9 protein-coding genes are annotated in these 12,375 nt (G+C 73.0%); 3 read left to right on the top strand and 6 right to left on the bottom strand.

Annotated features, from left to right (window positions below):
* The first annotated feature begins 15 nt into the window (after positions 1 to 15).
* The 3 genes from K244_RS0112975 (at position 16) to mutS (ending at position 5,815) form a co-directional block, all read left to right on the top strand.
* Positions 16 to 1,740: an ATP-binding protein gene (locus K244_RS0112975; RefSeq protein ID WP_020186705.1), complete on the top strand. Its 1,725-nt coding sequence runs from the start codon at positions 16 to 18 to the stop codon at positions 1,738 to 1,740.
* A gap of 310 nt (positions 1,741 to 2,050) precedes the next feature.
* The gene (locus K244_RS0112970) at positions 2,051 to 2,974 is read left to right on the top strand and encodes a GNAT family N-acyltransferase (protein ID WP_245259818.1); all 924 of its coding nucleotides are present in this window, start codon (positions 2,051 to 2,053) and stop codon (positions 2,972 to 2,974) included.
* A 165-nt stretch (positions 2,975 to 3,139) separates the two neighbouring features.
* Entirely contained in the window at positions 3,140 to 5,815 is a 2,676-nt protein-coding gene (gene mutS / locus K244_RS0112965; protein WP_020186703.1) for a DNA mismatch repair protein MutS, read from the top strand.
* A gap of 38 nt (positions 5,816 to 5,853) precedes the next feature.
* Here mutS and K244_RS0112960 read toward each other — a convergent pair whose 3' ends face one another.
* The 6 genes from K244_RS0112960 to K244_RS0112935 all read right to left on the bottom strand — a co-directional run bounded on the left by K244_RS0112960 (position 5,854) and on the right by K244_RS0112935 (position 12,368).
* Positions 5,854 to 6,213 carry a LapA family protein gene (locus tag K244_RS0112960; RefSeq protein ID WP_020186702.1) on the bottom strand — a complete coding sequence of 120 codons (360 nt, stop codon included), beginning with the start codon at positions 6,211 to 6,213 and terminating at the stop codon, positions 5,854 to 5,856.
* Positions 6,210 to 6,524, bottom strand: coding sequence for an integration host factor subunit beta (gene ihfB / locus K244_RS0112955; RefSeq protein ID WP_020186701.1), 315 nt, complete (start codon positions 6,522 to 6,524; stop codon positions 6,210 to 6,212). The genes K244_RS0112960 and ihfB overlap by 4 nt, the downstream gene beginning before the upstream one ends.
* Positions 6,525 to 6,603: 79 nt before the next feature.
* Entirely contained in the window at positions 6,604 to 7,569 is a 966-nt protein-coding gene (sppA, locus tag K244_RS0112950; RefSeq protein WP_020186700.1) for a signal peptide peptidase SppA, read from the bottom strand.
* 94 nt (positions 7,570 to 7,663) lie between these two features.
* The gene (locus K244_RS0112945; RefSeq protein ID WP_036306728.1) at positions 7,664 to 8,362 is read right to left on the bottom strand and encodes a nucleotidyltransferase family protein; all 699 of its coding nucleotides are present in this window, start codon (positions 8,360 to 8,362) and stop codon (positions 7,664 to 7,666) included.
* 20 nt (positions 8,363 to 8,382) lie between these two features.
* Positions 8,383 to 9,942 carry a tRNA (adenosine(37)-N6)-threonylcarbamoyltransferase complex ATPase subunit type 1 TsaE gene (tsaE, locus tag K244_RS0112940; protein ID WP_155931732.1) on the bottom strand — a complete coding sequence of 520 codons (1,560 nt, stop codon included), beginning with the start codon at positions 9,940 to 9,942 and terminating at the stop codon, positions 8,383 to 8,385.
* Positions 9,939 to 12,368: a PAS-domain containing protein gene (locus tag K244_RS0112935; RefSeq protein WP_020186697.1), complete on the bottom strand. Its 2,430-nt coding sequence runs from the start codon at positions 12,366 to 12,368 to the stop codon at positions 9,939 to 9,941. The genes tsaE and K244_RS0112935 overlap by 4 nt, the downstream gene beginning before the upstream one ends.
* Positions 12,369 to 12,375: the final 7 nt, after the last annotated feature.

The raw sequence follows: 12,375 nt of genomic DNA, 5'->3' as shown, positions 1-12,375 counted from the left end.
GCGGGAGGTTGCGCCATGAGCATTGAGGTCGAAGCGCTGTTCGCCGTCACGGGCGCCGTCGCGCTAATCGCGGCGGGCGGATGCTGGACGCTTCGACGTCGGCTTTCGGACGCGGCGATCGAGGCCGAGAGCTTGCGCGACGCGGTCTGGGCGGCGCAGGAGCGCGAGGAGCGCGCGCGTACCGAGGGCGTCCGCGCCGTCGAGAGCGCCAAGCAGCGCGCCGCCGCGGTCTCCGAGGCCAAGACGCGCTTTCTCGCCACCGTCACCCATGAGATGCGCACGCCGCTCTCCGGCGTCATCGGCGCGACGGACCTCCTGCTCGGCACGCCGCTCGCCGCCGAGCAGCGCACCTACGCCACGGCAGTGAAGATCTCCGCGGAGGGCATGCTCGCTCTGGTCGACGAGATGCTGGACCTTTCCAGCATCGAATCGGACCGGGTGGCGCTGCAGACCGCGCCCTTCGACGTCGCCGAAGTGGTCGAAGGCGTGGCGGAGCTGCTGGCGCCGCGCGCCCAGGCCAAAGGCCTCGACCTCGCCGTGCGCGTCGCCGTCGAAGGGCCGGCGATGGTCGTCGGCGACGCGGCGCGCGTGCGGCAGATCCTGCTCAACCTCGCCGGCAACGCGGTGAAATTCACCGCCGCAGGCGGCGTCGGCCTGAGGGTCGATCCCACCGGCGACGGCCTGCGCTTCACGGTGCTCGACACCGGCCCGGGATTCGAGCCTTCGGACGCCGAGCGCTTGTTCGAGGAGTTCGAGCGTGGGGACGCCGACCCCGGCGCGGGCGGCGCCGGCCTTGGGCTCGCCATCAGCGCGCGGCTCGCCGCCGCCATGGGCGGTCGGCTCACGGCCGACGGACGCCCGGGCGAGGGCGCGGTCTTCACGCTCACGCTGCCGGCCGCGGCCGCGGCTCCCGCGCCGCAGCCCGAGGCGAGCCTCGCCGGCCGCCGTCTGCTCGTCGTCTCCCACGCTCCGTTCGGCGGGCCCTGGCTCGTCGAGAAGCTCTCCGAATGGGGCGCGGAGGCCCGGCTCGTCGCGCCGGAGCCGGCGGACGAGTTCGCGGCCCGCGTCCGTCGTTTCAAGGCCGACACCGTGGTGATCGACCGCGCGATCGAGGCGCGCGCCAGCGACCTCGCGGCCGCGGCCCGCCTCGGCGGCGCCGAGAAGACGCTCGCTCTGCTGACGCCCCTGGACCGCCGCGAACTGCCTGCGCTCGTCGCCGACGGCTTCGACGGCTACCTGGTAAAGCCGGTGCGGGCGGCGTCGCTCACGAGCCGCCTCAACGATCCGCGTCCGCTGGGCGGACAGGTCCCGGTGGAGACCCGCCCGGCCGTCAGCTTCCCCCAGACGCGCGGCCTGAAAGTGCTGCTGGCCGAGGACGACCCGGTCAGCGCGCTCATTGCGGTGGCCCATCTCTCACGGCTCGGCCACGCGGTGGTGAGGGTCGAGGACGGGCTCGAAGCCGTCGCGGCGTTCGAGGCGGAGACCTTCGACGCCGCGCTCGTCGACGTCCGGATGCCGGGCCTCGATGGGCTCGCCTGCGCCCGGCGGCTGCGCGAGATCGAACGCGCCGGCGACCGGCGGCCGGCGCTCGTCGTGGCGCTGACGGCGAACGTCTCGACCGCGGACCGCGCCGCGGCGCTCGAGGCCGGGATGGACGATCTGCTGGCCAAACCGCTCGACGCCCGCGCGCTCGAAGGCCTGCTCGCGGTTCAGGCGGCGGTCGCGGCCCGGGTGGCGTGAGGCGGAAATTCGTGAGGGCGTTCCGGCGGTTGCGTTGTCACATTCGCGTCCGCGGATTATGGTGATGTGAGGGAAGGGCCGGATGCGGCCCGAGGCCGGCCCGACGGGCCGCTCCGTCCCGAGGCGCGGTCCAACCCCGCCGGTCCGCAAGAGGCACGCCCGCATGTCCATCGTCCGTGCTCCCCGCGCCGGCGCTCCCTCGCTCGTCGGACGCTTTCGGTCCCATCATGCGGTCGGGTTGCCCAAGCGAAAGGGCTTCCCGTTCGACCTGACGCCGAGCCGCGCCGCGCTCGAAGCCTCCGCCGACGCCATGCCCAAGCCGCTCGGGCGCATCGGCCAGCTCGAGGTCCGGCTCGCTGAACGCCCCCGGGACGTGAAGCGCGCCCAGCGGCTGCGCTACGAGGTGTTCTACAAGGAGCTGTCGGCGGTCGCCGACCCGCTGGCGCGGCTCGCGCGCCGCGACATGGACGCCTACGACGCCGTCTGCGACCACCTGCTGGTGCTCGACCACACCCCGCGACCGAAGCCCGCCAAGGCGCTGCTCGGGCTGCAGGGCTTCGAGCTGAAGGGTCTCGAGGGGAAGGGCGCGGAGTTCGCCCGCGCCTTCGGCGAGGCCGCCGCGCCGTTCAAGCCGAAGGGCTTCAAGAAGAAGCCGCGCGTGGTCGGCGCCTACCGCCTGCTGCGGCAGGAGGCGGCGGACCGCGCCTTCGGATTCTACACCTCCGGCGAGTTCGCGATCGACGATCTCGTCGCCCGCCACCGCGGGCTGTCGTTCCTGGAGCTCGGCCGCTCCTGCGTCGAGAAGGCCTACCGCGACAAGCGCACGGTGGAGCTGCTGTGGCAGGGCATCTGGGCCTATGTTCAGGCCCACGACGTCGACGTGATGATCGGCTGCGCGAGCCTCGACGGCTGCGACCCGCAACGCCTCGCGCTTCCGCTGTCCTACCTCCACCACTTCCACGCCGCCCCTGCGGAGTGGAGCGCGTCGGCGCTTCCCGGACGCCGGACGGACATGAACCTGATGCCCAAGGAGGCGATCGACCTGCGCGCCGCGCTCAAGGCGCTGCCGCCGCTGATCAAGGGCTATCTCCGGCTCGGCGCCTTCATCGGCGACGGCGCGGTGATCGACCGCCAGTTCGGCACCACCGACGTGCTGATCGTGATGCCGCGGGCGCTGATCAACCCGCGCTACGTCGACTACTACGGCGGCGACGCCGGTCGCCGGGCGGCCTGACGGTTCGTTCAGAAGGTCTGGGGCGGTCGTGCTGCTTCGAGACGCGGGCAGTCGGCGTTTCGAAGCACGCGCTGCGCCTCAACAGCTCATACACATCCTCCGTTTGCGCCGACGCGCGGAATCGCGTTTGAAGGACCCTTGCCGCAGCGGAACCCGCGACCTCCGATGACCGACGTCCAAGACGCCCCGGCGCGCGTGACGCCGATGATGGAGCAGTACGTCGAGATCAAGTCGGCCAATCCGGACAGCCTGCTGTTCTACCGGATGGGCGATTTCTACGAGCTGTTCTTCCGGGACGCCGAGGTCGCCAGCAAAACGCTCGGCATCACGCTGACCAAGCGTGGCAAGCACCTCGGCGAGGACATCCCGATGTGCGGCGTGCCGGTTGACCGCGCCGACGATTATCTCCAGCGCCTGATCGCCGCCGGCCATCGCGTCGCGGTCTGCGAGCAGACCGAGGACCCGAAGGAGGCGAAGAAGCGCGGCGGGAAATCCGTCGTGCGGCGCGACGTGGTGCGCCTCGTCACCCCCGGTACCCTGACCGAAGACGCGCTGCTGGAGCCTCGGCGGGCGAACCTCCTGGTGGCGATCGTCCGCGCCCGCGGAGAGGCCGGCGGCATGGTGTTCGGCGTCGCCCATGTGGACGTCTCGACCGGCGCCTTCGCGGTCGGAGAGGCGGCCCCCGCGAGCCTCGGGGCGGCGCTCGCGCGGCTCGACCCGGCCGAGATCCTCGTGCCCGAAGCGCTGGTCGACGACGTGGCGCCCGCGACCGCCGAGACCCGCGGCGCCGTCACGCCGATTCCCCGCGACATGACGGACGCGGCCCGCGCCGACGCGAGGCTCGCCGGGCATTTCGGCGTCGCGACCGCCGAGGCCTTCGGCGCGCTGTCGAAGGCCGAGCTTGGGGCCGCGGCGGCCGTCGTCGCCTATCTCGAGCGCACCCAGCTCGCGAGCCGCCCGCCGCTGGCGCGGCCCGTCCGCGAGGGTCGCGGCGCGGCGATGGAGATCGACGCCGCGACGCGGGCGAACCTCGAGATCGTGCGGACGCTCGCGGGCCAGCGCGAGGGCAGCCTGCTCGACGCGGTCGACGCCTGCGTCACCGCCGGCGGCTCGCGGCTGTTGGGCGCGCGCCTCGCCGGGCCGCTGGTCGACGTCGCCGCCATCCGCCGCCGGCACGACGCCGTCGCCGCCTTCATCGAGGAGCCCGCGGTCCGCCGCGCTGTGCGCTCCGCGCTCGCCGGCGCGCCGGACCTCGCCCGCGCCGCCCAGCGGATCGCTTTCGGGCGCGGCGGCCCGCGCGACCTCGCCGCCATCCGCGACGCGCTCAGGGCCGCCGAAGCGCTCGCCGCGCGGATCGCGCCGCTGGTCCCGGCGGCGGAGGAGCTCGGCGTGATTTCAGCCGCGCTCGGGGCCGCCGACCATGCGCTCGGCGCCGACCTCGCCGCGACGCTCGACGACGAGCTCCCGCTCCTGAAGCGCGACGGCGGCTTCGTCCGCGCCGGCGCCGACCCGGCGCTGGACGAGGCGCGCGCGCTGCGCGACGAGAGCCGCAAGGTGATCGCGCGGCTACAGGCGGGCTACGCCGATGCGACCGACGTGCGGACGCTGCGCATCAAGCACAACAACGTGCTGGGCTATTTCATCGAGGTGCCGCAAGCCCACGGCGAGCGCCTGCTGAAGCCGCCCCATGGCGAGACCTTCGTGCACCGCCAGACCATGGCCGGCGCGATGCGCTTCACCACCACCGAGCTCGGCGACCTGGAGCGGCGGATCGGCGAGGCGGGCGACACCGCGCTGCGCCTCGAGCTCGCGCAGTTCGACCGGCTTGCGGCGCGGGTGACGGCGAGCTGGGACGCCTCCCTCGCCTGCGCCGAGGCGCTGGCCTCGCTCGACGTGGCGGCGGCGCTGGCCGAGGTTGCGGTGGACTCCGGGCATGTCCGTCCCCACGTGGACGACACGCTCGACTTCCGGCTGGAGGGCGCCCGCCACCCCGTGGTCGAGCGGGCGCTGAAGCGCGGCGGAAAGCCCTTCGTGCCGAACGACGTCACGCTGTCGGAGACGGAGCTCGACGCCGGGATCGTGCAACTCGTCACCGGCCCCAACATGGGCGGCAAGTCGACCTACCTCCGGCAGGCGGCGCTCTGCGCCGTGCTGGCGCAGGCCGGCGCCTACGTGCCGGCCAAGGCCGCGCACATCGGCGTGGTGGACCGGCTCTACAGCCGCGTCGGGGCCGCCGACGACCTCGCCCGCGGGCGCTCCACCTTTATGGTCGAGATGGTCGAGACCGCGGCCATCCTGAACACAGCGGGGCCGCGCTCGCTCGTGATCCTCGACGAAATCGGCCGCGGCACCGCCACCTTCGACGGCCTGTCGATCGCCTGGGCCGCGATCGAGCATCTGCACGAGGTCAACCGCTGCCGGTCGCTGTTCGCGACCCATTTCCACGAGCTCACCGCGCTCGCGCGCCGCCTCGGCCGGCTGCGCAACGCCACGGTGCGGGTGAAGGAGTGGAAGGGCGAGGTCGTGTTCCTGCACGAGGTCGCGCCCGGCGTCGCCGACCGCTCCTACGGCATCCAGGTGGCGAAGCTCGCGGGCCTGCCGCCGATGGTGGTGCGTCGCGCGAAGGCGGTGCTCGACGAGCTGGAGGCCGCGGACCGCGCCTCGCCGGTGGAGCGCATGATCGACGATCTGCCGCTCTTCGCCGCGGCTCGTCCAAAGCCGGAGGCGGGGCCGGACCCGGTCGCGGAGGCGCTCGACGGCATCGACCCCGACGAGCTCAGCCCAAAGGGCGCGCTCGAGGCGCTGTACCGGCTGAAGGCGCTCAGGAAGGCGCAGGGGTAAGTCGCGGGCCGGCTTGCACCGACCCGTTCGGTTGGGCGTTACGCGGCTTCGCGGCGGGGCGCCGGCAGCGCGAGCGCCTGCCGGGCGGCGGCGGCTTCGCGGTGCGCGCGTTCGGTCTCGGCTTCGAGCTTCGAGACCTCGGCGCGGCGGGTTTTCGCCTCCTTGCGCCATTTGCCCTGGCGGAACCACGAGGCCGACCCACCGATCACGACGCCCAGCATCACGGCGGCGAGGATCACGGCGAACAGTGGCAGCCCCGGCGCGGCGAGCACGGGCGCTTCGGGCGAAAACGGGTCGAAGCCGACGACGACGGACTGGCGGTTCGCCACGGCGAACAGCACGAGGATGAGGAAGAGCGGGACGCCGATCAGGCCGGTGAGGAGCCGACGAAGGGTCATGCGCTCGCTTCCGCCGCCGCCGCCGCCGGGTCGTCCTTGTTCAGCCGCACGCGCATCTCCTTGCCTGTCTTGAAGAACGGCACCACCTTGCCGTCGACGGGAACGTGCTCGCCGGTGCGCGGGTTCCGACCGACGCGCGCCGGGCGCGCCTTGACCGAAAACGCGCCGAAGCCGCGCAGTTCGACCCGGTCGCCGCGGGCGAGCGCATCGACGATCTCGTCGAGGATGGCGTTCACGATGTTCTCGACGTCACGCTGGTAGAGGTGTGGATTTTCGGCCGCAATGCGCGTCACGAGCTCGGACTTGATCATCCCCGTCCCCCTCCGCCAGATGCGGCCTCGCGGCCACTCAGGTTTCTCTTTCGGCTTAAGTGCCTCGAAAACAAGGCCTTTAAGCGGAAGGTTGCCAGAGGGCGAGCAGCCCGTCAAGCATCAGCGGGCGGCCGTCTCCGCCGGTGCGAAGCGCGGCGCCGAGGGCGGGAAAGCCCAGAGCGTCCGCGGCGGACGCCGCCATGCCGGCGAGGCCGAGACGTGCGAGCCCGCCCTGGTCCGGCTTCCAGTCGCGCACGGGCAGATCGACGTTCACGCCCTTGGTCCCGAGCCAGGCGATGGCTTGGTCTTCCCCGCCGATCTCGTCGACGAGCTTCAGGCCGAGCGCCTGGCGGCCGGTGAAGACGCGGCCGTCGACCACGGTCGCGAGGCCTTCGCCGTCGAGCTTGCGGCGCTCCGAGACGAGCGTCTTGAACCAGGCGTAGCTGTCGAGGATTAGCGCCTCGAGCGCCTTGCGCGCCTCGGGGCTGGTCGGCTCAACGCCGTTCGGCGCGGCCTTCAACGGCGAGGACTTCACCGACTCCACCTGGACGCCGAGCTTCTCCAGCAGGCCGGTGAAGTTGGGGTACTGCGCCAGCACGCCGATCGAGCCGGTGATCGAGGTCTCGCGGGCGACGATGTGGTCGGCGGCGATGGCCGCGATGTAGCCGCCCGAGGCCGCGAGCGTCTCGACCACGGCGACGACCGGGCGCTTCTCGGCGATCTTGCGGACGGCGAGATAGATGTCCTCGGACGCGGTCACGCCGCCGCCGGGGCTGTTGACGACCAGCAGGACGCCCTTGGCCTCGCTCTTGTCGATGTCCTTGAGCAGCTTCTGGCGCTTCTCGTCGTCCATGATGACGCCCGAGATCTCGACCTTGGCGATGTGCGCCTCCCGCGGGCCGGGCTTCCGCTCGCCGCCCCCGAAGGCCGCAAGCGCGCCGACCAGGATCACGAGGCCGACCAGCGCGATCGCGCCAACGCGCCAGATCGCCAGCCGGCGCCGCAGCGCGCGTCGCTCGATGATGGATTCGGCGTCGAGGGCCATGGCGTCGTCCCTGTGCGGCGGTCGGGCGAGGAGGCGTAGCATGGCCGGCCGCGCGCTGTCTTCCATTCTCGCCCGAGCGTCGCGGGCGCTCCGCTCAGGCCGCGGACAACGCGATGGCGCGGTCGGCCTCGACGATGGCTTCGGGCGTGCCGACGTGCAGCCACAGGCCGTCGAGGCGGAGACCGAACAGGCGCTCCCGCTCGATCGCCTCGTTCCAGAGCCGGTTGAGCGAGAACGGCGCGTCGCCGGCGGCGTCGAACGCGGCGCGCGGCATCACCGCGAGGCCGGCGTAGGCGAAGGGGGTGACCTGGTTCTCGGGGCGGCGGGTGAGGCGTCCGTCGGCGGCGAAGGCGAAGTCGCCGGCCCCGTCGAAACCGACGCTGGCGGTGAGCGCCGCCACCATGAGCAGCGCGTCCATCCGCGACGGGTCCCAGGCCTCGGCCATGCGGGCCACGTTGGAGCGGGCGCCGTCGATCCAGAAGGTGTCGGCGTTGGCGATGAAGACGGCGTCCCCCGTCAGCAGCGGAAGCGCCCGCGCGACGCCGCCGCCGGAATCCATCAGCCGGTCGCGCTCGTCGGAGATCGCGATCGCGGGCGTGGTCCGGGCGGCGAGGTGCCGCTCCATCTGGTCGGCGTGGTGGTGGACGTTGACGACGGCGCGGGCGACGCCGCCGTCCGCCAGCCGGTCCAGCACGTGGTCGACCAGCGTCGCGCCGCCGACCTCGACCAGCGGTTTCGGCTTGGTTTCGGTGATGGGCCTCATCCGCGTGCCGAGGCCGGCGGCCAGCACCATCGCGTCGGTGATCGCGGCGCTCAACGGTCGGATGTCTCCGTCAGGTCGAGATTGGCCGCGCACCAGGCGGCGAGATCGGCGAGGTCGGGATGGGCGAGGTTGGCGGCGAGCGACCGGCGCACCCGCGGGATGTTGCCGAGGTAACCGGGCTTGCCGTCGCGCTTGGCGAGCCGGACGAAGATGCCGAGGATCTTGGTCGCCCGCTGCGCGCCCATTGTGGCGTAGGCGCGCGCGAAGGCGCGGGGGTCGAAGCCGGGGTCTGCGCGCCGTCGCCGCTCCAGATAGCGGGCCGCGAGCGCGAGCTCGAGCCCGTCCTGCATGTCGACGCGGGCGTCCTGCAGCAGCGAGACCACGTCGTAGGCCGGCGGGCCGAACACCATGTCCTGGAAGTCAAGCACGCCGAGGCGCTGCAGCCCCTCGCGGTCGTCCCGCCAGGTGAGGTTCGGCGAGTGGTAGTCCCGCAGCGTCCAGGTGGGGGTCTCGTCCAGGATCGGCTCGAGCGCCGCCGCCCACAGCGCGCGGAACTCCGCCCGGGCCTCGGGCGCGGGAGCGGCGCCCGCCACATGCGGCATGTACCAGTCGAGCAGCAGGTCGACCTCGACCAGCATCGCAGGCAGATCGTAGGGCGGCACGCTGTAAAGCTCGCGGCCGACCGGCAGCTCCGTCGGGGTAGAACGGCCGTGGAGGTCGGCCAGAAGCTCCACCGCGGCCTCGTAGCGGCTCGCGATCGGCTGTCCGGCGGCCACCGGCTCATAGCCGAGGTCCTCCACCAGCAGGAAGCCGTTGGCGAGGTCCTGGGCGTAGATCTCGGGCGCGCCGTAGCCGAAGGCGCGCAAGGCGTCGGCCACCGCGACGAAGGGCTTCACGCCGACCGCGAGGCGGGCGAGCGTGAGGTAGCTCTTGCCGTCGTAGATCGCCGGGCCGTGGGCGCGCGGCGGGGCGTCCATCAGGATGGCGGTGCGGTCGCCGAGCGTCAGGCGCTCGTAGAGCCGGCTCGAGGCGTCGCCCTGCACATGGGCGCGCGCGGCGTCGCCCCATCCGGCGGCGTCGAGGAAGCGTCGGCCGTCGCGCAGGCGCGCCAGCCGGTTGCCGAAGGCGCCGTAGCCCGACAGCCGCGCCTTGCGGGATTCCGGGCTCGCGCCGAGGTCGAGCGTGAGGTCCAGCCGGTCCGGCGGCAGGTCGGCGCCGATGCGGTCCGGCCATTCCACCAGCACGATCGCGTCCTCGCCGGCCTCCTCCCAGCCCAGCTCCTCCAGCTCTTCGGGACCGGTGAGACGGTAGAGGTCGGCGTGCACGATCGCGCCGCGCGGCAGGTCGTAGATCTGGAGCAGGGTGAAGGTCGGGCTCGGGGCCTCGAGCTCGGGGTCGCCCGCGCGGGCGCGCACCAGGGCGCGGGCGAAGGTGGTTTTGCCGGCGCCGAGGTCGCCCGACAGCGTCATCAGGTCGCCGGGGCGGAGGATGCGGGCGACGTCGGAGGCGAGCGCCGCGGTCGCGGTTTCGTCGGCGAGCGCGAGCTCCCAGGTCTCGACGCCCGGCGCCGCCTTGCGCGCCGCGCCGATCATGCTGGCGGGGCCCTTCATTCCGCGGCGGCCGCGAACGAGTCTGCGGGGAAGCGGCAGGTGACGGTGGTGCCGCGGCCGAGCCCGCTGTCGATCGCCACGCGGCCGCCGTGCAGCTCGACGAAGGAGCGGACGATCGACAAGCCCAGGCCGACCCCGCGGTGGCGGGCGCCGGCGGTGCGGCTTTCGAAGCGGTCGAAGACCTTCTCGAGCATCTCCGGCGGAATCCCGGAACCTCGATCGGAGACCTGGAACACCACGGCGTCCTCCTCGCGGCGCGCGGACAGCCGGATCGGCAGGCCGGGCTGCGAGAACCCTATGGCGTTTGCAAGCAGGTTGAACAGCACCTGGCGCACGCGCTTGCCGTCGGCGACGAACGACCCGACCGAGGGGGCGACGTCGATTTCGAGCCGGAGCCCGGCTTCCACAAGCCGGTCACGCACGCCTTCGACCGCGGCGTCGATGCTCTCGCGCACCTCGACCGGGCCGAGCTCCAGCTCCATGGCGCCGGCGTCGATGGTGGTGAGGTCGAGGATGTCGTTGATGATCGCGAGCAGGGCGGCCGAGGACGACAGGATGTGCTCGACGTATTCGCGCTGCTTGGGCGAGAGCGCGCCCAGCCGGGCGTCGCCCAGCAGCTGGCCGAAACCGATGATGTTGGTGAGCGGCGAGCGCAGCTCGTAGGACACGTGGTTGACGAAGTCGTTCTTGAGCCGGTCGGCGGCCTCGAGCGCTTCGGCGCGCTCGCGCAGCGCCCGCTCGACGTTCACGCTGGCGGTCACGTCGGTGAAGGTGGCGAGCGTGCCGCCGTCCGGCAGCGGCAGGGTGATGACGTCGACGATGCCGGCGCGGTCGCGGTCGATGCGGGCGATCACCGGCTGGCGCTCGTCCGGCATGGCGGTCATCGCCATCTTGAGCTGGCGCCAGAGCTCGACGTCGGCGTGGCGCGCGCTGCAGGCCTTGAGGATCTCGTCGGCGTGCGGGCGGTTGGCGAGATCCGCCTCGGACAGCCGCCACAGGCTGGCGAAGGCCGGGTTGTGCAGCGTGAGCCGGCCGTCGGAGGCGAACACCGCGACCGCCTCCTGCAGATGGTCGAGCGTCTCGCGCTGCACCTTGGACAGCGCGTTGAACCGGCTCTCCAGGGCGATCTTCTCGGTGACGTCGTCGAAGAGATAGGTGACGCCGCCTTCGGGGTTCGGCGCCGCGACCACGCGCAGCGTGCGGCCGTCGGGTAGGTGCCACCAGTGCTCGCGCGGCTCCATCGCGCGGTAGGCCTCGTGCAGCTCGGCCTTCCACTTGCGGAAGTCGGCCTCCTCGGGCAGCCGGCGCTCCGCGCGCAGCCGGTCGAGGATCGTCGCGTCGCTCGGGCCGGCGTCGAGGAAGGCGGGATCGAGCGTCCAGAGCTGGCGGTAGGACTGGTTGTGGAAGGCGAGCGCGCCGTCCTTGCGGAAGATCGCTACCGCAGTCGCGAGCTCGTCGAGCGTCCGGCGGTGGGCCTCCATCTGGCGCGACAGGTCGGCGCGGACGTCCTCGAGCTCGGAGACGTCGACCGCGATCGCGGCCGAACCCGAGGGCGAGGGCGCCTCGACCACGTCGAAGATGCGCCGGGCGCCGGCGAACACCGCCGGCGCGCGGCGGCGGAACACCTGGCCGGCGTGGTTGGCGCGGGCGGCGGCGGCGCGCAGCGGCTGGTCCAGGAACTCGGCGCCCTGCTCGACCGCGGCCGCGCCGGTCCTGGCCTCGACCGCTCGGGCATAGGCCTCGTTGGCGTAGGTCAGCCGGCCGTCGACGTCGCGGATCCAGACCGGCTGCGTCAGGGATTCCAGCAAAGCGGTGGCGCGCGCGAGGGCGCCGGAGAGCTCAGCGTTGCGGTCTTCGATCTCGGCGCGGGCGAGGCGCTCGCCTGTGACGTCGCGCAGACGCAGCACGACGGCCGCGCCGACGGGGCGGCCTTCGGTCTCCAGATGGCCGCCCTCGGGCGTGCGCAGCATGAGGCGGAACGGCTCGCCGCGTTGGCGGAGCGTGTCCAGCCGGGCGTCGAGGGCGCGGGCGGCGTCGGGTTCGAGCCAGGTCCCGAAGGCGAGCAGGCGGCGGCCGGCCGGCATGCCGGTCAGGCGCGCCGGATCGCCGACCAGCTCCGGCGCCTCGGCGCCCGCCCGCCAGATGATCATCACCTGCGGCTCGGTGGCGACCAGCGCTTCGGACCGGTCGAGCCGCGAGCGCAGCTCGGCGATCTCGGCGGCCGCCGAGTTCTGGGCCTCGGCAAGGCGCTGGCGCGTGCGCAGGAACAGGATGGAGGTGAGGGCCGCCACGAACAGCGCGCCGAGAAAGAGCGAGAGCGCGGCGGTTTCAGGCGCTCCAAAGGGCGCGGCCGCGGCCGGCTGGGCGAAGAGCGCCGTCGCGGCGACGACAATAGGAGCGACGGCGCGGCGCGGCCGGTCGTGCATCTGGTGA

Source organism: Methylopila sp. 73B (assembly GCF_000526315.1).
GTDB lineage: Bacteria > Pseudomonadota > Alphaproteobacteria > Rhizobiales > Methylopilaceae > Methylopila.
The sequence above is the reverse complement of the archived record's forward strand: the minus strand, read 5'-3'. Positions and strand labels throughout refer to the sequence as shown.